The following is a 21,752-nucleotide window of genomic DNA, read 5'->3' as shown; positions in this document are numbered from 1 at the left end:
CTTATTACAAAAGGAATGTACGAAAAAGCATATTGAAAGAGCAATTATTCTAAAACCATTCAGAAACTCATTTCATACACATAATTTTAATTTAGAGTTTATTTTATGCATTTGTAGAACTTTTTCAACGCATTTCTGTTGGTGCTTCTACTCCTACAATTTTTAAACCTGATGATAAAATATTTATAGTTGCCTGTACTAATCCGAGTCGGGCAAATGACAACTCTTTATCATCAGGTTTAATAAAGCGTAAGTCTGGATTGTCACTTCCTTTATTCCAGTGAGCATGAAACTTTGCTGCGAGATCGTAGAGATAAAAAGCTAATCTATGCGGTTCTTTATGAACCACTGCTTGTTCAATGGTGCGTGGATATTCAGCAAGTTTACGTATTAATGATATTTCATTATCATCTGTTAGTCGATGGAGGTATGCAATCATCGTGTTGTTTGAAAAATTTTCAATGAAAAGAGTGTCTTTCGCTTGACGAAAAACCGAATAACAACGTGCGCTTGCGTATTGTACATAGAAAATAGGATTATCTTTTGACTGTTCTGTTACTTTTACAAAATCAAAATCAAGAGGCGCTTCGCATTTACGATATAGCATCATAAATCGCACAGGATCACAACCAACTTCTTCTACAACATTACGCAGAGTAATAAATGATCCCGCTCTTTTCGACATGCGTACAGGATGTCCATTGCGAAAAAGCTTTACTAATTGACATAAAAAGACGCTCAATTTAGCTTTATCATCGGAAATTGCTTTTGCCATTGCCTCTAGTCGCTTTACATAGCCAGCATGATCTGCACCTAAAATATAAATCATTTCATCGAAATGACGGTTAAATTTGTCACGAAAATACGCAACATCGGCAGCAAAATAAGTGTAAGAACCATCAGATTTAACCAAAACACGATCTTGATCATCTCCGACATCAGTTGAACGAAATAGAGTTTGTTCATTTGCTTCCCAGTTTTCTACATTTTGTCCTTTCGGTGGTGGCAATTTACCTTTATATATGTAACCCTTCAAAGTAAGGTCGTTTATTGTGCTACGGATGGCGTGTGCATTATTTTCATAGAGTATTCGTTCGGAAAAAAAGATGTCATGGTAAATGTTAAGAGTGGCCAAATCTTTTCGAATCATTGACATCATTGCATTGATCGCGCGTTCTTTCACTATAGATAAGGCTTCTTCTTTATCCATGGTGAGTAATGTATCACCAAACTCTTGAGTAAGAGTTTGTCCTAATGGTATTAAATATTCACCAGGATATAGTCCTTCTGGAATTTCATCAATTTTTTGTCCAAGGGCTTCACGATAACGTAGTAACACAGAATGGGCGAGCGTTTCAATTTGTTCACCAGCATCATTAATGTAATATTCTTTTGTGATGTCGTAGCCAACGAATTGTAGAAGGTTAGAAAGAACATCTCCAACAACAGCACCTCGGCAATGTCCTACATGCATTGGACCTGTGGGATTTGCAGATACATATTCCACGTTGATACGTTTCCCTTGTCCAATTGGAATACGACCGTAATCTGTTCCAGATTCAAGGATAGATTTAATTGTATTTTGCCAAAACAATTTTGTAAGCTTGATATTAATAAACCCAAGACCAGCAATTTCAATGCAATCAATGGAATGGTCATTTCTAAGAAGTTCTGCAATTTTTTCTGCAAGGGAACGTGTATTAAGTCCCGTAGATTTTGTAAGTACCATGGCTGCATTGGTTGATAAATCTCCATGTGAAGGATCACGTGGGGGTTCAACGGTAATTTTAGATAAATCTAAATTACAACCATTTTTTCCTTTTATATCAGATGATTCGAGTATTTTTTTAATTTTTTTCTCGAAGTTTTTAAAAATATTCATATTCAATTTCCATAGTGCATTTCAAATCAAATTAAATGAGATTATCTATATGGCCAAAATGAAGATGGTACGTAACCAAAATGATAATAATGTTTATGTAAAGCGTAGTTATCGGTCATACCAGATAGAAAATCAGCAATGAGACGTGCTAATTCGTGATCAGTTAAGTTAGTTGTTTTGCTTTTCCAGTTTTCGGGCATTTCACTAGGATTTTGGTAATAATAATCAAACAGTTTTCTAACAATGTTTTTTGCTTCATTGCGTTTAGTGATAATTTGATTATGATAATAAAGATTTTCATAGAGAAACTGCTTCAATTCTTTTTCGTAAGCAGCCATCGTGGAAGAAAACGTGATAATGGTTTGATTTGCATTATAAATGTCTTCTATGCTTTGAGGCTTGATGTATGATAAGTTTTCTTGTGATTGTTTTATAACATCTTCAACCATAGCTGTTATTTGTCTACGTACCAATTCATAACCGCATTGAGTTGGGTTAATTTGTGAATATTTTTGTTTTATATCCTTTAGTAAAAATGCAGTTAATGCAACATCTTCAAATTGTTCAATTGTTAAAAAATGTGAACGTAAACCATCATCAATATCATGTGCGTCATATGCAATATCATCGGCGATAGCAGCACATTGCGCTTCTAATCCAGCAAAACAATTAAGATTAAGATCTTGTTTTTTATTATATTGTAAAATATCTAAAGGAATGTCTTTATTTTTAGCGTGAGAACCTGAGAGAGGACCATTATGCTTTACAAGTCCTTCAAGAGTTTCCCAAGTTAAGTTAAGTCCATCAAAATTTGGATAACGTTGTTCTAGTTTTGTTACAATGCGGAATGCTTGGGTGTTATGATCAAATCCGCCATAATTTTCCATGACCTCATTTAGAGCCTCTTCTCCCACATGACCGAAGGGTGTATGTCCAAAATCATGAATAAGAGCAATAGATTCAGCAAGATCTTCATCAAGACGTAATACATGTGCTAACGTACGTGCGATCTGAGAAACTTCTATCGAATGTGTAAGACGAGTACGGCAGTGGTCACTTTCATCAGCAATAAATACTTGAGTTTTGTGTTTAAGACGCCGAAATGCATTAGAATGTATAATACGATTTTTATCTCTTTGAAAAAGTGATAGGATGGTGTTTTCAGTTTCTGGAAAAAGTCTACCGCGGCTAGTTTGTGGATTTGCGCTGTAGGTTGCTCGAAGTTGATAATTGAAGTTCATGTCCCCTTTATTCATCGTGAGTTGCCCATTTTCTCATCTGAATTTATATTGGTTTATTGTTGCTAAGTTATTACTTATTTAAGATACTCTTTTTTTATAGTTTAATGCAAGGATATATAAAATAAGGATGTATCAAGTAATGGGTATAAATATTTCGGATTTCGCTGCTAAGCGAATTGCACAGATACTTTTAAGTGAACCAGATAAGATAGGGTTGCGTATCTCTGTTGAGGGGGGTGGGTGTTCTGGTTTTTCTTATAAATATAATTTAGTTTCTAAAAGTAGTGAGGATGATTTCGTTTTTAAAAAAGATGGAGCTGTTGTGCTGATTGATCCTATATCTCTTCCTTTCATGGAAGGAGCTGAAATTGATTTTGTTGATAATATTATAGAACAGTCTTTTCAAATTCGTAATCCCAATGCTGTTTCGTCGTGTGGTTGCGGGATAAGTTTTTCAATTTGAAATGATGGTTTTTTGATATTGCTTCTTGAAAAGGCCATTGCTTTAGTTAACAATATCAGAATGAGAATTTTTTTTAAAATATTACGGCAATTTTTGTGGGTACATGTGATACTTGTCTCATTGATTTTTTGTGATTATGGCCTCTCTGAGGGGAGAAAGAAATGGCAATATTATAAGTTGGCACAATCAGCAGGCTTTGTTTTAAAAGTTCAAGATCGTGAGAAAAAACACCTAGATTCCCCCGCACAGCTAACATTGCATGCTCGATTAATAAATAGCAAAGAAGACATTATGAAGGGGCTTGTATGGCGGATTTATGCTCCTATTTTAGGGATTGATGGTAAATTGCCACTGATTGAAACCTTTGAAGGGGGGAGTGCGTGTTTTGATTTAGAACCAGGAAGTTATCTTGTTCATGTTTCATTTGGTCACGCAAGTGCGGTGCAGCGTGTAAACTTGGAAAGTGGGCAGCGTCTTGTAAAGAACTTTGATCTTAATGCTGGTGGTGTTATTTTAAATGCTACACTACTTAATGGTGTTATTAACGAAAATGAATTGCGTTTCACTATATATGAGGATGCAAAAGAGAACGATGAAACTGGTGTAATTTTATCGAATATTAAACCTCAATCAATTGTACGTTTAGAAGCTGGCCACTATCATGTTGTATCTCATTATGGCTCTGTTAATGCTGTCGTACGTTCGGATATCCAAGTAGATACGAGTCAAATTACTGAAATGAGTCTTGAGCATCAAGCTGCTCAAATTGTTTTAAAGTTAGTACGCCAAGAAGGAGGGGAAGCGCTTGCAGATACGAGTTGGTCCATTACAAACGATTCTGGGGATATTATTTATGAGACAGTTGGTGCTTATGCTGCGCTCATTTTAGTTGAGGGACAGTATATTGCGATTGCTAAAAATAAAGATCAAATTTATCAAAAAGTTTTTTCTGTTATCTCTGGTCATGATGAGGATGTGAATGTGATCGCAAACACACAAAATATGCAGACAGGTAGTGTACTAAAAGATTGACAATTTTTAATGTAGGCAAATAGTTATTGAAAATGGATTTACAGTTTTGATTTTAGAGATTTCAACAATTGGTGTATTTTTTGCTGGTGCATTGTCTTTTTTTTCACCGTGTGTTTTTCCGTTGGTTATTCCTTATTTGTGCTACATGGCAGGAATTGGGATTGAAGATTTTCGTTCGGAGAAATCTCATAAAACAGTACCTATACGTTTGACACTTTTATCTTCTGTTATTGCTTTTGTATTTGGTTTCACAACAGTTTTTGTTGCTTTAGGTGCCGGTGCAAGTACGCTTGGTAAATTTGTTGGTTATTATCGTGATTGGTTTGTTATTTTCGCTGGAATTATCATTGTAATTTTTGGTTTAAATTTTTTAGGTCTTTTAAAGATTCCTTTTTTATCTCGCGAAGTGCGGTTTCAAACGCGTAAAATAGCTTCTGGACCGTTAGGAGCTTACATTATTGGTTTGTCCTTTGCGTTTGGGTGGACGCCGTGTATAGGTCCAATTTTGGGACCTGTCATAACGCTTGCTGGAATGAAGGAAACTGTAGGAGAGGGAGCTGTGCTTTTGGCTGTTTACGCATTAGGTCTTGGGGTGCCTTTTGTACTGGCAGCTTTGTTTTCTAGTTGTTTTGTGAGATTTTTAGGAATTTTCCGTGTTCATTTAGGGAAAATAGAAAAAATTATTGGTATTTTTCTTGTAGCGATTGGGATTTTGTTTTTGACAGATTCTATGCAGACTGTTTCATTTTTGCTTTTAGAAAATTATTCTTTCCCGAGTGAGGTTGCAGTTCTTCATTCGCATGATATGATGAATTTCCTTTGTTAATCTTTAATTTTAAGTATTTTTATGTCTAGAAGTTGTCTTTCTATTGTTCTCGCAGCGGGTGAGGGAGTTCGCATGAAGTCCTCTTGTCCTAAGGTACTTCATAAAATTGCTGGATTGCCGTTGGTATGCCACGTCTTGAGGCAAATAAAATTTGCAGGTGATTCACAGTTGGCAGTTATTGTTGGGTTTGGTGCTCAGGCTGTTGCCGAAGTTGTTCAATCATTTGCAAAAAATGTTATGATTTTTGAACAGAAGGAACGTTTAGGGACGGCTAATGCTGTTTTATCTGCTCGCTCAATTTTGCAAAAAGGGGTAGATGATGTGCTTGTTGTTTTTGGTGATACTCCCTTGATACAGTCAGATATTTTGGTGAAGATTCGTGCTCAGCTTGCCACTGGAGCGGATGTTGTTGTCGCTGGTTTTCATACTCAGAATCCAACAGGTTATGGGCGTCTCATTGAAAAAAATGGTAAACTTATTGCGATTGTTGAAGAAAAAGATGCCAGCGATGAAGAAAAAAATATTTCATTTTGCAACGGGGGCATATTTGCTATTAATGGTAAGTACGCACTTCCTCTTTTAGATAAGGTTAAGAATAATAATTTTAAAAAAGAATATTATTTAACAGATATTATTTCTATTGCTTCGCATGAGAGATTAGAGGTTCGTGTTGTTGAAGTTCCTTTCAACAATATTATAGGGATCAATAATTGTTTTGAACTTTTTGAGGCTGATTCTTTATGGCAAAAGCGTAAAGCGCGTGATTTAATGTTGTCTGGAGTTACCATGCTCAAACCGGAGAGCGTTTATTTTTCTTATGATACAGAAATTGAATCTGGGGTGGTTATCGAACCAAATGTTTATTTTGGGTTGGGAGTGAAAGTGCAGTCTGGTGCAGTTATTCGTGCATTTAGTTATTTAGAAGGGTCTGTCATTGGTTCGGATTCGCAAATTGGGCCTTATGCGCGTTTGCGTTCCAGAACAAATCTTGCACGGTCGGTAAAGATTGGAAATTTTTGTGAAATTAAAGAAGCTACAGTAGGAGAATATACAAAAATTAATCATTTAAGCTATGTTGGTGATGCAAAAATTGGTGCACACACTAATGTTGGAGCTGGTGCTATTACTTGCAATTATGATGGTTTTCATAAGTATGGAATTACAATTGGTGATAATTCCTTCATTGGTTCTAATTCAGCGCTTGTTTCTCCGTTGATTATAGGGGATGGTTCCTACATTGCTTCAGGAAGCGTTATCACTGAAGATGTTCCCGCGAACAGTGTAGCTTTTGGGCGTGCACGACAAGTTATAAAGGAGGATCGTGCAGTGAAATTGCGTGCGCGCTTATCAGTGCGTAAACAAAAAAAGTAATCATTCTCAATCTATTTTTGTCTTTATGATGATCTAATTATTGTGTGTGAGGCCAATTTTAAAGTATAGCTTATATCGTAGTTTGGTATAAATTTTTTGTATAAATAATTTTTGGTGCTTTCAGTGAAAGTGGCGTAGTTGCTGTGTGGGGTTATATGAAACTGGGATGTAAGTTGGAGCTTTTTGATGTGCGGAATTATCGGAATTCTTGGAAATAAGAGTGTTGCATCCTCTTTGATTGATGGTTTAAAATGTCTAGAGTATAGGGGGTATGATTCTTCTGGTATTGCAACAGTGCATAATGGGTATCTTTTTTGTGTGCGTGCTGAAGGTAAGCTTGTCCACTTAGAAAAAAAATTAAAAAAAACACCTTTAAAAGGAAATTTAGGAATTGGCCACACACGCTGGGCGACTCATGGGAGTGCTTCAGAGCGAAATGCTCATCCCCATGTGACTGAACGACTTGCGGTGGTTCATAATGGTATTATTGAAAATTTTATAGAATTAAAAAAAGAACTCGTTGAGGATGGCTGCATCTTTGAAACGGAGACGGATACAGAGGTTATTGCTCATTTAGTAACGCGTGCATTAAAAAGCGGTCTTTCTCCACAGGAAGCGGTGCGTACAAGTTGGAAAAGGTTGCGGGGTGCTTTTTCTATTGCTCTTATTTTTAAAGGTGAAGATAATCTGATGATTGCCGCTCGCTTTGGTCCGCCATTGGCAATTGGCTATGGAAAAAATAATTTTTTTGTTGGATCGGATGCAATTGCTTTGGCTTCTTTTGTAGATCATATAAGTTATATGGAAGATGGTGATTGGGCTGTTCTTACGCGGGAAGGTGTGACAATTTACAATGAAGATAATCAACCTGTAAAACGTCCTATTATAGCATTATTTGATGGATCTTTATTGGTTTCTAAAGGTAATCACCGCCATTTCATGCATAAGGAAATGTTTGAACAACCTGAAGTTATTTCTCATAATTTGGCACACTATTTTGATCTTGGTAATTATACTGTTCGTTCACAAAAAGATTTTATCGATTGGAAAAAGGTTAATCGCTTGCTTTTTGCAAGCTGTGGTACTGCTTATTATTCAACCTTAGTCGCACGCTATTGGTTTGAGAGTTTTGCTGCTTTAAATGTGGAGAATGATGTAGCTTCAGAATTTCGATATCGTGAACCACCTGTAACTTCAGACATGGTATCTGTGTTTGTTTCTCAATCTGGTGAAACAGCTGATACGTTGGCATCTTTACGTTATTGTCGTGAGAATAATGTGAAGACAGTGACAATTGTGAACGTTGGGCAATCAACGATGGCAAGGGAAGCTGATTTTGTTTTGCCAACATTAGCGGGACCGGAGATTGGTGTTGCCTCAACAAAAGCCTTCACTTGTCAATTGGTAACTCTTGCTGCAATGGCGCTTGGTGCTGCTAAGGAACGTGGATATCTTTCAGAGGATACAGAACACCAATTTGTTCAGCAATTGGCGGAAATTCCGAGGATTTTAAGTGAGGTGTTAAAGCTAAATGACAAAATTGAATATATTTGTCGTGATTTGATAAACGCAAAAAGTGTTCTTTACCTTGGGCGCGGGACCTCTTATCCTATTGCTTTGGAGGGCGCACTTAAACTGAAGGAGCTTTCTTATATTCACGCTGAAGGTTACGCAGCTGGTGAGTTAAAACATGGCCCAATTGCGCTTGTGGATGAGACTATGCCAGTTATTGTCGTTGCACCTTATGATAGGTGGTTTGAAAAGACTTTTTCTAATGTGAAAGAGGTAACGGCACGCAATGGTCGTATTATTTTGATAACTGATAAAAGAGGAGCTGAAGCAGCTTGTTTTGATTCTTTGTCAGTTATTATTTTGCCAGATGTTTTGGAATTTATTACGCCTATTATTTATGCTTTACCTATTCAATTGATTGCGTACCATACAGCTGTTTTATTGGGAACAGATGTTGATCAGCCCCGTAATTTGGCAAAATCTGTTACTGTTGAGTGAAAAATAATTGAGGAAACGAAAATATATGAGGGAATTTATACGTGATAGTAGTGTAATAATTATTTATTTTTTGTAAAAAAAATTAAATAATTAACCTGCACGTAATAATCGTGTCGCCTCATTAAAACCAAAAATATCAAGTAGTAGACACAAGGCTTGACCTTGATTTGAAGAAAAATCGGTGTTATTTTGTAAAAATAGGCGTGCATTTTTTCTTGCTATTGACAAGAGATCACTGTGTACCGCGAGGTTTGCCATGTGAAATTCAGGTATACCAGATTGTTTTGTTCCTAAAATCTCACCTTCTCCTCGTAAACGCCAGTCTTCTTCAGCAATTTTAAAGCCATCTTCTGTATTGCGTATGATATTGAGACGTGTTTCGGCTGTTTTTGTAAGTGGACTTTTATATAGCAAAATACAAGAAGATTTTTTTTCTCTTCGTCCGACACGTCCACGCAATTGATGCAGTTGCGAAAGACCAAAACATTCTGCATGTTCAATGATGATGATTGAAGCATCTGGAACATCTACTCCTACTTCAATAACTGTCGTTGCAACTAAAATACTTATATTTCCATATTTAAAGGATGCCATAGCTTTTTCTTTTTCATCTGTGGACATTTTCCCATGTATCATACCAACACAGTTCCCAAATCGTTCATGGAGAGCAGCAAAGCGTTTTTCAATTGAAGTGATTTCGAGGGTTGTGGATTCTTCTATTAACGGACAGATCCAATAGAGTTTTTCACCTTTTTTTAGTACGATTTCTATACGTTCTATAAGTTCATTAATACGCTTTAAGGAAATCATTGCTGTTGTGATTGGTTTTCGTCCTTTCGGTTTTTCCATAATTTGTGAAACATCCATGTCACCGAAGGCCGTTAGGACTAATGTACGTGGAATAGGAGTTGCTGTCATTACCAGCATATCAGGTTTATGGCCTTTGGATGTGAGAGCAAGGCGTTGGTGCACACCAAAACGATGTTGTTCATCAATAATGGTTAAGGCAAGATTATTATAAATAACACTATTCTGGATTAGAGCATGGGTTCCGATGATGATGGAGGTTTGTCCTGATAGGATGCGCTCTAGAATGCTTGTGCGTAATTTCCCTTTTTCTCGTCCAGTTAAAAGGACTGTTTCTAGTCCAATTTTTTGGGCAAAAGGAGAAATTGTATCAAAGTGTTGTCGGGCAAGAACTTCTGTAGGAGCCATTAAAGCTGATTGTCCTGCATTTTCAGCAATCTGCGCTATTGCCATTAGGGCAACTACAGTTTTTCCTGCTCCTACGTCGCCCTGTAAAAGTCTTAACATTGGCTTTTGTGAAGCAAGATCGTCTGCAATATCTCTTATTGCTTTATTTTGTTCATTTGTTAGTTGAAAGGGTAATATTTTCAATAATTTTTTAGTATAAGAGCCTGTTGATGGACGTGATGTGCCTGATAGAGATTTTATTTTTAAACGTTCTAGACCAAGGGCTAGTTGGTACGCTAGTAATTCATCATAAGCGAGACGTCTACGTGCTGCACTTTTTAAGGATAAATCATCGGGATCTATAGGAGTATGAATGCGGCGTAAAGATACAGAAAAAGAAGAAAAATTTTGCTGCTTTTTAATATTTTCTTCTATCCATTCTGGCATAGGAGGAATGTATTCAAGTGCATTTTGTATTGAATGCCTTAGTATTTTTGCTGATAATTCTGCGGTAGAATGGTAAACGGGTTCTATCAGTGGTATCTTATTTGATTGTTCACTCGGTGTAATATGATCTGGATGCACCATTGAAAGTTGTTGATTAAATCGCTCAATTTTACCTGATACTATGACTTTTTTCCCCTCTGGTAGTTGATTTTTTAACCAAGAACGACGAGCATGAAAAAATACTAAATCTATTTTTCCTGTTTGATCATAGGCGGTGATGCGATAAGGTATTCGATTGCGGCCTGTTGGTGGTGGCTTATGTTTATCTATGACAATTTCAAGGGTTGTGATCATCCCTTTTTGCGCGAGAGCAATGTTAGGACACATTCTACGATCTATGACAGAATGAGGCATTAGTTGAAGAAGATCAATAAGAGTTGGTTCGCGTTTTGTCGAATTAATGTTTAAGAGTTTTGCCAATAGAGAACATATTCTGGGATTAATCCCTGGGAGGGTTCTAACAGAAGCAAAAAGAGGTTTAATAAGATTTTGGTGCATAAAGAAATTTAGCTTGCCTATTTTATTTTTTCTAGTGCTTTAAAGCATCCTTTTGTGACAAATTATTGAACAGATCAGCGTAACTTATTGTGCTTATTTTTTCAATTTTAAGTGTAAAAAAATGAATATTATAAAAATACAGTAAAGAGGAGGGGCCAATATTGATCATGTCTTATTCTATTTATTGTTTTTCGTTTTTATAAATTTGTTGGTAAGAATAATGAACGTTTTTTTGATTGAACTCTTGGTTTTGTATGAATAATTTGAAATGTCTTATGGATAGATGGACGTTAGATTTACAGATTTTTGAGTGTGATGCACTAAAATCTTACTATTGTACAGACAGGGTTAATAGTTATGATTTGGCATTTGCATTTAATAATGGGAGCTTGTGAAGGTGTTGGAGGACAAAAGAAAAATACAAAATATCGAACATTCTCTTCCCGACTTTATTCATTTGAGGATTCATTCAGCTTATTCGTTGCTGGAAGGAGCCTTAAAAATTCCCCAAATTATTCAATATGCAATTTCTGATCATGCACCATCGATTGCTATTACAGATACAAATAATTTATTTGGTGCTTTGGAATTTTCACAGTACTGTTTTTCTCATGGTATTCAACCTATTATTGGTTGTCAGTTAGCCATTGATTTTTGTGATGAAAATGATAATTCGCGTTTGGGTGGCAGATGGTATCGTTCTTCTGGTTTGTGTTCCATAGTTTTGTTAGCTGCTAGCGAGATCGGTTATGCTCATTTGGTTCGTCTTGTTAGTCGTGCTTATCTTGATAAATATGATGCTGATCCTCCTCATATTAAGTCCGATTGGCTGTTGTCGCACAATGAGGGAATTATTGCTTTAACTGGTGGTCGGGGCGGATCTATTAATTTACCTTTGGTAGAGGATAGAAAAGAACGAGCCATTGAACGATTAACTTACTTAAAGGAAAATTTTGGTGATCGTCTTTATGTAGAATTACAACGACATGGTTCCTATGATAGGAAAGTAGAAAATGCGCTTATTGAATTGGCTTATGCACATGAGATTCCTCTAGTTGCAACCAATGAGGCTTTTTTTCTGAATAGGGACGGGTATGAGGCTCATGATGCGTTGATGGCAATTGCAGAAGGGCAAATTGTCTCTAATCCTGAGCGTAAACGTGTGACTCCAGATCATTATTTAAAATCACAAGATGAAATGTTAAAACTATTCTCTGATATTCCAGAAGCTTTGGAAAATAGTGTCGAAATTGCACTGCGTTGTCATGCTGCTACGCCAGTTCGAAAGCCAATTTTACCTCGTTTTATAGGAAAATCGGGAGATTTTAATTTTACTTTAGAGGCAGAAAATAGAGAATTATTAAATCAGGCTAAAGATGGTTTAAAAATGCGACTTGAGACAATTGGATTAGCTGATGGGTATACGGTTGCAGATTATGAACAACGACTTGATTATGAAATTTCAGTTATCACGCGTATGCAATTCTCTGGTTATTTTCTTATTGTTTCGGATTTTATTAAATGGGCAAAAACTAATGATATTCCCGTTGGTCCAGGGCGTGGATCTGGTGCTGGTTCTCTTGTTGCCTATGCATTAACGATTACTGATGTTGATCCGTTACGTTTTTCTCTTCTATTTGAGCGATTTTTGAATCCAGATCGTGTATCTATGCCAGATTTTGATATTGATTTTTGTCAGGAAAGACGAGAAGAAGTTATTCGTTATGTTCAGAAAAAATATGGTCGTGAACAAGTTGCTCAAATTATTACATTCGGTAAATTACAGGCACGTGCAGTGTTGCGTGATGTTGGCCGTGTTTTGGAAGTGCCTTATAGTCAAGTAGATTATCTTACAAAATTGGTTCCTGCTGCTCCTGGAAATCAAGTTGATTTGTCTGATGCTATTAAGGATGAACCAAAATTTGAGCAAGAAAAGAAGAGGGATCCAGCTGTTGGACGAACATTAGATATCGCGCTCCAATTGGAGGGACTGTATCGCCATGCATCGACCCATGCTGCTGGTATTGTTATTGGTGATCGTCCGCTATCAGAGCTTGTCCCAATGTATCGTGATTCTCGTTCTGATATGCCCGTAACTCAATTTAATATGAAATATGTTGAACAGGCTGGATTAGTAAAGTTTGATTTTCTTGGATTAAAAACACTTACTGTTTTAAAAATGGCTGCAGATTTCGTTGTACGAAAGGGTATTAAAATTGATTTGTCACATATACCTTTAAATGATGAAATAACTTATGCCATGATGGCACGTGGTGAGACAGTTGGTGTGTTTCAAGTTGAAAGTTCTGGTATGCGGAAGGCCCTGATAGGGATGAAACCAGATCGTATTGAAGATATTATTGCACTTGTCGCGCTTTATCGTCCAGGTCCTATGGAGAATATTCCAATATATAACGCGCGCAAACATGGAGAAGAGAAAATTGCTTCTATCCATCCAAAAATAGATCATCTTGTTAAGGAAACACAAGGTGTTATTGTGTATCAAGAACAGGTGATGCAAATAGCTCAGGTACTTGCTGGTTATTCTCTTGGGGAAGCAGATTTGTTGCGTCGAGCTATGGGTAAAAAAATCCACAAAGAGATGCAAAAGCAGCGCACGCGCTTTGTAAATGGAGCTATTGCTGGTGGTGTTGATAAGGATCAGGCTCATATTATCTTTGATCTTTTAGCAAAATTTGCAGATTATGGTTTTAACAAATCACATGCCGCTGCTTATGCGATTGTTTCTTATCAAACAGCCTATATGAAGGCACATCATCCAGTTGAATTTTTGGCTGCTTCTATGACGCATGATATGACCAACACGGATAAGTTAAATGATTTTAGGCGTGAGGCGTTAAGATTGGGTATCGAAGTTATTGCACCTTGTGTGCAAACATCTCATCGGATTTTTGAGGTTGGAGAGAATTGTATTTATTATTCTCTTGCTGCTATTAAAGGTGTAGGAGAGTCTGTCGTTGATCATATTGTATCTTGTCGTGGGGATAAAATATTTAAGGATTTAGAAGATTTTTGTAGGCGTGTTGATCCTCGGATTGTTAATAAGCGTGCTATGGAAAATTTGATTTATGCTGGTGCTTTTGACTGTTTTAATATTGCACGTGAAGTTTTATTGGGTAGCCTTGAAATTCTTCATGCGCGTGCGTTGCGTATGATCGATGACAATTCCATTAAGCAGATTAACATATTTGGTATGCAAAATGGGTTAAAAGATCCTTTGATATTGTCGCAAGTTGCTCCTTGGTCATTAGCGGAGAAACTTTATAAAGAATTTCAAGTGATAGGTTTTTATTTTTCTGCTCATCCATTGGATGAGTACCAAGATATCCTTATAAAAAAGGGGATTCAAACTTGGGCTAATTTTTCAATGGCGGTGAAAACAGGTAGATCTTTTGCGATTCTTGCTGGGACTGTTGTTGCAAAGCAAATTCGTAAAACAAAATCTGGTAAAAAAATGGGAATTATTCAATTTTCTGATACGAGTGGGCAGTATGAGACAGTTTTATTTTCTGATGGGCTTTCAATTTATGAGGATATGCTAGAGCTCGGAAAGTCTTTTATTATTTCTGTGAATGCAGAGGATCACTCCGAAGGAATTAGTTTGCGACTTGAAACAATGCAATCATTGGAAAATGAAGCACTACGGGTTCATAAAGTGATGCGCCTTTTCATAAATACTGTTGATATTCTTCCACAAATTAAGAAAGTTTTGAACGACAGTGGCAACGGAGAGGTAGTTCTCACTCTGTTTCAAGAAAATAGGTTTCGAGAAATTGAAATTATACTTCCGAAGAGATACAAGGTAGACTCATACGTGGCAAGTTCTTTAAAGAGGATTCATGGAGTTATTGATGTGAAATTATCTTAAGGTTCGCGATGTAGAGTCTTTTTCTTTTTAGTTTATATCCTTTTTCATTATCAAATCCATAGCATCGTACATATAAAGCCAATCTAGACTAGACATAATGCTTTCTGGAGTACAGAGTTTCATTATGACGTTACGTATAGCTGCTGTGGGGCCTTTTGCATGATACGCTATCTCGTTTAAGTATCCTCGTTTTTTCACTGATGTAATGCGGGGGGTACGTATTTTTTTGTAAAGCAATAAGGATTCGTTTAGTGAGAGATTTTTAATAGAGAGTGTTTCTGCTAATGTAGCAGCATCTTCTATTGCCATAGCAGCGCCTTGTGCTGCAAAGGGAAGGGCAGCATGTGCGCAGTCACCAACAAATACTTGCTGTTCGAAGCCTAAAAAACGATCATGTTTCATTTGAAAAAGTGGCCAATAGCTCCATTCATCAATATGATCAAAAATTTGTAAAATTTGAGAATTCCAATTTTTAAAAATGGATTTAAGATCTTCTTTTTTTCCTCTTTTATCCCATTTTTTTTCTGAATTTTTTCCATGAGTTATGGCTACTAAATTGAGAATTTTTTCTGATTTAATAGGATAAATGATTAAATGGTTTTTTGGTCCCATCCAAGCAGTAATTGTTTTCATATTTTGGAATAGAGAACGAAATTTTTTAGGAAGATTTTCAAACTCTGTTGTTGCACGCCAGGCAATAAAACCGCTAAAATTTGCCTTTTCATAAAAAGGAGCTAGTTGTCGTAATGTTGACCAAACTCCATCACATCCAATGAGAAGAGGTGTTGAATAGAGATTGTGTTTCTGTATTTTAGATAAAAAATTTGTTTTTACGTGAATATTTTTTGTTGAAGTTTTGCTTAATGATACAACGGCTTCACCCATTTTACATTGGACTAGAGGATTTTGAATAACAGCATCGTACAAGGTTTTTTGTAAGTCAGCTCTGTGGATTGTAAGATAAGGAGCCTTCCAATTTTTTTCAGATAAATTGATAAGATTGGCACATAGGTGTGTTTTTAACGATATACCGTCTCTTAATTCGAGAAAGTTTGGTATTGTAGCTACTTTGATGAGTTTTTTAAGAATTCCCCAGCGAGAAAGAATACGCGTTGCATTCGGAGTTAACTGAATACCAGCACCGATGGTATCAAGTTTTTTCTGCTTCTCAATAACAGTGCTTGCAATACCTTTATGAGCAAGTGCTAAAGCAGAGCTTAAGCCTGCAATTCCTGCTCCTATGATGATTGGTGATCGGTTCATTAGTTATTAAAAAGGCAAAAAATAATTACAATAAATTATTGGGAAAATAAATGCATCCTTGTGGATTTGTTTGATTGTATGGCAGTGACGGATCATAACGATAAAGCGTTGAACAATAAGGGCAAACTTTTTCATCAGCTGATCCCATATCGATGAAAATATGGGGATGATCGAATGGATGTGTGGCACCCACACACATAAACTCTTTTACACCAATTTTTATTATTTTATATCCAAGGTCATTCTGAAAATAGGGAATGCTGTGATTAGACATTATGTGTAAACTCCGGATGAAGTACTTATAGGGTATAATTTTACTGATGTTCTATATTTATTAATCTGTAATAAAGTTTATTGTAATGCAAGATACTTATAAGATCATTTTCAATGAGAATATTCTGATTTTTCATAAAAGTATAAAAAAATCAGAAAATATCTTTAAAAGATTGGCTAGAATATAGGGCACAGATGATTATAGATCAGATTTCTATAGAGGATATAACGGTGAAAAATCCAAAACGATTTGTCAATCGAGAATTTTCATGGCTACAATTTAATAATCGTGTATTGATGGCAGTTTTTGATTCGAAGTATCCTTTATTAGAACGTGTAAGATTTCTTTCCATTTCTGCAACAAATCTTGATGAATTTTTCATGGTTCGTGTTTCTGGTCTCATTGCTCAAGTTCGTGCAGGGATTACGGAGTGCAGTGCAGACGGGAGGACGCCTCAGGAACAATTGGATCTTGTGTTAGCTGAAATTTCTTATTTGCAGAAAGAACAACAGCAAGCATTGGACATATTACATCATGAATTAAAACAGAATAATATTGAAATTATAGACTCTAATGATCTCTCCAAAATTGAAAAATCGTGGCTTAAAAGGCACTTTATTGATGAAGTTTTTCCCCTTTTAAAACCATTGTATATTGATCCTACCTGTTCTTTTCCATTTATCCCTAATTTAGGTTTTTTTATAGCACTTCACTTATCACGGTACAGTGATATGGATCCTATAGTAATATTGCTATGCGTTCCAAACACATTGAAGCGTTTTGTGTGTCTTCCCTCAAAAGGTGACAATTTTCGTTTTATTGCGTTTGAAGATGTTGTCAGTCTTTTTGCTCACAATGTATTTTCTAGGTATGAAATTTGCGGCATTGGTACATTTAGGGTGATCCGTGATAGTGATATTGAAGTGGAAGAAGAGGCTGAAGATTTGGTTCGTTTTTTTGAAGTTGCACTCAAAAAACGTCGTCGTGGACAGGTCATTCGAATTGAGTTTGATGCAAAAATGCCTGAAGATCTACGCCAGTTTATAATGGATGGGCTTGCTGTTTCTGATGACTGTAAGAGTGTTATCGATGGATTGTTGGCACTTAATATGGTATTGGAGATTTCTTCTGTTCCACGTGCTGATTTGAAATTTATTCCTCATAATCCGTGTCTTCCTAAATATTTTCAGAAGTATAATGATGACTTCTTTTCAGTTATTCGTAGTGGGGATATTGTTATTCATCATCCTTATGAGCCATTTGATGTTGTTGTACAATTTTTGCGTCAGGCTGCGGATGATCCTAGTGTTATCGAAATTAAACAAACCCTTTATCGCACATCGAATAATAGTCCAATTGTTAGTGCTTTGATTGATGCTGCAAGACGAGGAAAGTCAGTTATTGCTTTGGTAGAGCTGAAGGCACGTTTCGATGAGGAGGCCAATATTCGCTGGGCACGAGACCTTGAGCATGCAGGAGTTCAAGTATTTTTCGGTTTCATTACGTTAAAAACACATGCTAAGATGTCCCTTGTTGTAAGACGTGAAGGAAGCCGTCATCGTTTTTACGCTCATCTTGGTACTGGGAATTATCATCCTGTTAATGCTAAAGTTTACACTGATCTTTCTTTTTTTACCACTGATGATGATATTGGCCGTGACGTTGCATTGCTTTTTAATTACATTTCTAAATGCGAGCGACCAAATGAATCAATGAAAATTGCATTTTCTCCCTTAACGTTGCGCAGTCGTATTCTTGAACATATTGAAGGGGAGATTATCAATGCACAACAGGGACGGTCTGCTGCTATTTGGATGAAAGTTAATTCACTAGTGGATCCAGAAATTATTGATGCTTTGTATCGTGCCAGTCAAGTAGGTGTGCAAATTGATTTGATTGTGCGTGGTATATGCTGTTTACGTCCTAGAGTTTTAGGAATTTCTGAAAATATTCGTGCAAAATCAATAGTGGGACGTTTCCTTGAGCATAGTCGCATTTTTTGTTTTGGGAATGGAGAGGATTTGCCAAATGAGAACGCACTTGTTTACTTTGGTTCGTCTGATATGATGCCCCGTAACCTTGATTATCGTGTTGAGATATTGGTTCCTGTTTTTGATAAAGTAATTCGTCAAAAGATTCTTTTGCAAATTATGTTAGCTAATATTATTGATAATCAACAAAGCTTTGATATATTGAGCAACGGAACATCCAAACGTGTAACACTGAAAGAAGGTGAGAACCCATTCAGTGCGCAGGATTTTTTCATGGCTAATGCAGGTATTTCAGGGTGGGAAAAATCTTTTTGGTCTTCTGTTTCGCACTTAGTTGCATTGCACAGGCAGAAATATAAAGTTCATAAAGATTGATCCGATGACATATATCAACGCTCAAGGTCGGTTAAAAGGTCGTAAACCTGTTGCCGTTATCGATATTGGTTCGAATTCTGTTCGTCTTGTCGTTTATGAAGGTCTTGTCCGTTCACCGACAGTTTTATTCAATGAAAAAATTCTTTGTGGTCTTGGTCAAGGTGTTGCAAAGACTGGATTTTTAGAAGAAAAATCAATCGAAATGGCGTTGCGGGCATTAAAACGGTTTCGTGCTATTTGTCGGCAAATTGGAGCAGATAGGATCTATACTTTGGCGACTGCAGCAGCGCGAGAAGCAAAAAATGGGTTAGCATTTATTCAGAATGCTGAAAATATTTTACAAAGTAAAATACATCTTCTTTCTGGGCATGAAGAGGCTACCTATTCTGCATATGGGGTTCTTTCTACTTTTTACAAGCCAAAAGGAATTTCTGGTGATCTCGGTGGTGGGAGTCTTGAACTTATAGATATTTATGATTCAAATGCAAATGAAGGGATAACTCTCCCATTGGGAGGTTTACGGCTACAGCATATGTCAAAAAATGATATTTTTGTAGCTGCAGAGATTGCACGTGAGCAAATTTGTCAGTCTTCTATCATGTGTAAAAGAGGTATGGTACGTTATTTTTATGCGGTAGGTGGAACTTGGCGTAATTTAGCTAAATTGCATATGATAACTAAACATTATCCATTGCCTGTTATGCATGGCTATGAGGTTGATTCGGATGAGATGGAAGATTTTTTGCGTTTCATGGTAAATGGAAACATTGACAATATGAAGGGGATTACAGCTATTTCAAAGAATCGTCGTCAGCTTTTATCTTATGGGGCGATCGTTCTTATTGAGCTAATTCGATCTATGAAATTTAAAAGTATAATTTTTTCTGGTGCTGGAATGCGTGAGGGGTTTCTTTATTCACAATTATTGCGAGAGATTCGTATTTTGGATCCTTTGATTACAGCATGCACTGAAATGGCTATTTTACGAGCTCGTTCGCCAAAGCAGGCAGAAGAATTGATTGATTTTACTGGAAATGCATTTGAAGTTTTGGGAATTTCAGAAACTGAAAATGAACGTCGTTACCGTAAAGCTGCTTGTCTTCTTGCCGATATAGGTTGGCGTACACATCCAGATTACAGAGGTAATGAAGCGGCTAATCAGATAGCTTTAGGATCTTATCCAGGAATCTCTCATGAAGGTCGTGTTTACGTTGCATTAGCTGTCTTTTTTCGTAATACTGGTTCATTGATCAGTAAAGAAGTTCCAGCTATTTTTCATTTAGCCACACACAACATAGTTGAAAAGGCATGTATTCTTGGTGAGATTATGCGTGTTGCTAATCTTTTTAGCGTCTCTACTTCCGGTATTTTACCAAATTTATCATGGTATAAAAAGTCAAATCATGTCGTATTGCATGTTCCGATACGTTACGCTGATTTAATAGGAGAACGTCCTCTTAATCGATTGAAAAAATTGTCAAAAATAATAAAGGTACCTTTAGTATTTGAAACATCTTAATTTTTTCAAGTCATAAAAATAAACTTGCGTATTGTAAGCTGTTCAAGAAACCTTACTGCATGTTCAGCTAAATTCCATCTAACCCAAAAAGATAATTTTGATATTTTTTAGTGTTAATTTTCAGTACCAATGGCTATTTTTTATGAGTTAGAGTTGTTTAGTGTTTATTTTTCCGTTGTTAAAATAAAGTCCTATCTGACCATTCAGCATCTGTTCAGCTTTTTGGCCAAAAATTTCATAACGCCAACCATTCATAGCAGGGATATTTTTTTTAACACTGCCATTTGCAATTTTTTCTAAGTCATTGGAAGTTGCGATAATCTTAGGTGCAATTTTGTTTTCATTTGCGACGAGCTTTAATAATACCTTGAGAAGATCAATTACAGCTGCTGTTGTATCATTAATGGGATTATGTTTGGGAAGGGTTGGTAAAGTAATAATATCCATTTCTAGTCCTTCGTGGACAGCTTTTATTAATGTTTGTGTGATCGGTAGTTTATTCCAGTTTTTGTTAAGACTACGCAGACGCTTAAATTCAGATTCATTTTTTGGTTGTTGAATCGCAATTTCGATAAGGCATTCATCTTTCATTATACGTCGACGTGGAAGGTTGTGTTTCCGTGCTTCTCGTTCACGCCAAGCTGCTATTTTTTGTAATACGGCAAGTTCTCTTGGTTTTTTAATTTTTCCTTTTACCTTTTTCCATGCTTCATTTTCTGGGATATCATAAGTTTCTGGTGCTAACAGGATAGCTATTTCGTCATTCATCCAATGTGAACGTTTGTTTTTTTCTAGCTGCTTTTTTAATGCGAGGTAAACATCTCTTAGATAAGTTACATCTGCGAGTGCATACAGCAGTTGTTTTTCAGAAAGAGGACGGCAGCTCCAGTCTGTAAAACGGGATGATTTATCAAGATGATGACCTGTGCAGCGTTGTACAATTTGATCATAGGATACAGAGTCACCGAATCCGCAGATCGATCCTGCTACTTGTGTGTCGAAAAGGGGATAAGGTATGGTATGTCCAAGATGATAAATCGTTTCGATATCTTGGCGCGCAGCATGAAAGACTTTGACAACTTTTTTATTTACCATTAGATCAAAAAATGGTTGTAGATCAATATTTGGTGCCATTGGATCAATAATGACAGCTATATCCGGTGACGCAAGTTGTATTAGACACAGCTGAGGCCAAAAGGTTGTTTCACGTATGAATTCAGTATCCACTGTTACAAATTCAGATGTTTGTAAAGCAGTAACAGCAATTTCAAGATCTTTTGTTTGTGTGATAAGCTTCATCATTCCATTATAGCCAAATAAATTATTTCGTTATAGTTAGATAAATTAAATTTGCCTTTTATTGTATTTACTGTATTTTTTCGAGTCTTTGTTGTTATAGCTTGACAAATGGCTTTTA

General features: G+C 36.3%; 14 protein-coding genes. 8 read left to right on the top strand and 6 right to left on the bottom strand.

The window, feature by feature from the left end; all coding sequences use genetic code 11:
• Positions 1 to 124: 124 nt before the first annotated feature.
• Complete coding sequence (gene argS / locus V4P54_RS02880) at positions 125 to 1,882, bottom strand: arginine--tRNA ligase (protein ID WP_455477630.1); 1,758 nt, start codon at positions 1,880 to 1,882, stop codon at positions 125 to 127.
• A 41-nt stretch (positions 1,883 to 1,923) separates the two neighbouring features.
• Positions 1,924 to 3,138, bottom strand: a complete 1,215-nt coding sequence (locus tag V4P54_RS02875) for a deoxyguanosinetriphosphate triphosphohydrolase (protein ID WP_455477629.1) — start codon at positions 3,136 to 3,138, stop codon at positions 1,924 to 1,926.
• 124 nt (positions 3,139 to 3,262) lie between these two features.
• Between V4P54_RS02875 and V4P54_RS02870 the strand changes: the two genes are divergently transcribed.
• The 5 genes from V4P54_RS02870 (at position 3,263) to glmS (ending at position 8,825) form a co-directional block, all read left to right on the top strand.
• Complete coding sequence (locus tag V4P54_RS02870) at positions 3,263 to 3,586, top strand: HesB/IscA family protein (protein ID WP_455477628.1); 324 nt, start codon at positions 3,263 to 3,265, stop codon at positions 3,584 to 3,586.
• A gap of 60 nt (positions 3,587 to 3,646) precedes the next feature.
• Complete coding sequence (locus tag V4P54_RS02865) at positions 3,647 to 4,618, top strand: carboxypeptidase regulatory-like domain-containing protein (RefSeq protein WP_455477627.1); 972 nt, start codon at positions 3,647 to 3,649, stop codon at positions 4,616 to 4,618.
• Between the two features lie 46 nt (positions 4,619 to 4,664).
• Complete coding sequence (locus V4P54_RS02860) at positions 4,665 to 5,444, top strand: cytochrome c biogenesis CcdA family protein (protein WP_455477626.1); 780 nt, start codon at positions 4,665 to 4,667, stop codon at positions 5,442 to 5,444.
• 21 nt (positions 5,445 to 5,465) lie between these two features.
• On the top strand, positions 5,466 to 6,815 hold the full coding sequence (gene glmU, locus V4P54_RS02855) for a bifunctional UDP-N-acetylglucosamine diphosphorylase/glucosamine-1-phosphate N-acetyltransferase GlmU (RefSeq protein WP_455477625.1): 1,350 nt from the start codon (positions 5,466 to 5,468) through the stop codon (positions 6,813 to 6,815).
• A 186-nt stretch (positions 6,816 to 7,001) separates the two neighbouring features.
• Positions 7,002 to 8,825: a glutamine--fructose-6-phosphate transaminase (isomerizing) gene (gene glmS / locus V4P54_RS02850; RefSeq protein ID WP_455477624.1), complete on the top strand. Its 1,824-nt coding sequence runs from the start codon at positions 7,002 to 7,004 to the stop codon at positions 8,823 to 8,825.
• A 90-nt stretch (positions 8,826 to 8,915) separates the two neighbouring features.
• On the opposite strand, the gene recG is transcribed toward glmS, so the two are convergent.
• On the bottom strand, positions 8,916 to 11,024 hold the full coding sequence (gene recG, locus V4P54_RS02845; RefSeq protein WP_455477623.1) for an ATP-dependent DNA helicase RecG: 2,109 nt from the start codon (positions 11,022 to 11,024) through the stop codon (positions 8,916 to 8,918).
• Positions 11,025 to 11,421: 397 nt separating this feature from the next.
• On the opposite strand from recG, the gene dnaE reads away from it, so the two are divergent.
• A complete protein-coding gene (dnaE, locus tag V4P54_RS02840; protein ID WP_455477622.1) occupies positions 11,422 to 14,913 on the top strand; it encodes a DNA polymerase III subunit alpha in 3,492 nt (1,163 codons plus the stop codon).
• A 27-nt stretch (positions 14,914 to 14,940) separates the two neighbouring features.
• Here the strand turns inward: dnaE and V4P54_RS02835 are convergent, their stop codons facing one another.
• Together V4P54_RS02835 and V4P54_RS02830 are read right to left on the bottom strand one after the other, a co-directional pair.
• Complete coding sequence (locus V4P54_RS02835) at positions 14,941 to 16,176, bottom strand: FAD-binding protein (protein ID WP_455477621.1); 1,236 nt, start codon at positions 16,174 to 16,176, stop codon at positions 14,941 to 14,943.
• A gap of 25 nt (positions 16,177 to 16,201) precedes the next feature.
• Entirely contained in the window at positions 16,202 to 16,450 is a 249-nt protein-coding gene (locus V4P54_RS02830) for a zinc-finger domain-containing protein (RefSeq protein WP_455477620.1), read from the bottom strand.
• Positions 16,451 to 16,644: 194 nt separating this feature from the next.
• On the opposite strand from V4P54_RS02830, the gene V4P54_RS02825 reads away from it, so the two are divergent.
• Positions 16,645 to 18,816 carry an RNA degradosome polyphosphate kinase gene (locus tag V4P54_RS02825; RefSeq protein WP_455477619.1) on the top strand — a complete coding sequence of 724 codons (2,172 nt, stop codon included), beginning with the start codon at positions 16,645 to 16,647 and terminating at the stop codon, positions 18,814 to 18,816.
• 4 nt (positions 18,817 to 18,820) lie between these two features.
• Positions 18,821 to 20,335: an exopolyphosphatase gene (gene ppx, locus V4P54_RS02820; RefSeq protein ID WP_455477618.1), complete on the top strand. Its 1,515-nt coding sequence runs from the start codon at positions 18,821 to 18,823 to the stop codon at positions 20,333 to 20,335.
• Positions 20,336 to 20,482: 147 nt separating this feature from the next.
• On the opposite strand, the gene rnd is transcribed toward ppx, so the two are convergent.
• A complete protein-coding gene (rnd, locus tag V4P54_RS02815; protein WP_455477617.1) occupies positions 20,483 to 21,637 on the bottom strand; it encodes a ribonuclease D in 1,155 nt (384 codons plus the stop codon).
• Positions 21,638 to 21,752 lie beyond the last annotated feature (115 nt).

This window comes from Bartonella sp. B41, assembly GCF_053795765.1.
The sequence above is the reverse complement of the archived record's forward strand: the minus strand, read 5'-3'. Positions and strand labels throughout refer to the sequence as shown.

Excerpts from the sequence above, each read along its gene's own strand:
- argS (WP_455477630.1), bottom strand. The coding sequence starts at position 1,882 with ATGAATATTTTTAAAAACTTCGAGAAAAAAATTAAAAAAATACTCGAA.
- V4P54_RS02875 (WP_455477629.1), bottom strand. The coding sequence starts at position 3,138 with ATGAATAAAGGGGACATGAACTTCAATTATCAACTTCGAGCAACCTAC.
- V4P54_RS02870 (WP_455477628.1), top strand. The coding sequence starts at position 3,263 with ATGGGTATAAATATTTCGGATTTCGCTGCTAAGCGAATTGCACAGATA.
- V4P54_RS02865 (WP_455477627.1), top strand. The coding sequence starts at position 3,647 with ATGAGAATTTTTTTTAAAATATTACGGCAATTTTTGTGGGTACATGTG.
- glmU (WP_455477625.1), top strand. The coding sequence starts at position 5,466 with ATGTCTAGAAGTTGTCTTTCTATTGTTCTCGCAGCGGGTGAGGGAGTT.
- glmS (WP_455477624.1), top strand. The coding sequence starts at position 7,002 with ATGTGCGGAATTATCGGAATTCTTGGAAATAAGAGTGTTGCATCCTCT.
- recG (WP_455477623.1), bottom strand. The coding sequence starts at position 11,024 with ATGCACCAAAATCTTATTAAACCTCTTTTTGCTTCTGTTAGAACCCTC.
- V4P54_RS02835 (WP_455477621.1), bottom strand. The coding sequence starts at position 16,176 with ATGAACCGATCACCAATCATCATAGGAGCAGGAATTGCAGGCTTAAGC.
- V4P54_RS02830 (WP_455477620.1), bottom strand. The coding sequence starts at position 16,450 with ATGTCTAATCACAGCATTCCCTATTTTCAGAATGACCTTGGATATAAA.
- V4P54_RS02825 (WP_455477619.1), top strand. The coding sequence starts at position 16,645 with ATGATTATAGATCAGATTTCTATAGAGGATATAACGGTGAAAAATCCA.
- ppx (WP_455477618.1), top strand. The coding sequence starts at position 18,821 with ATGACATATATCAACGCTCAAGGTCGGTTAAAAGGTCGTAAACCTGTT.
- rnd (WP_455477617.1), bottom strand. The coding sequence starts at position 21,637 with ATGATGAAGCTTATCACACAAACAAAAGATCTTGAAATTGCTGTTACT.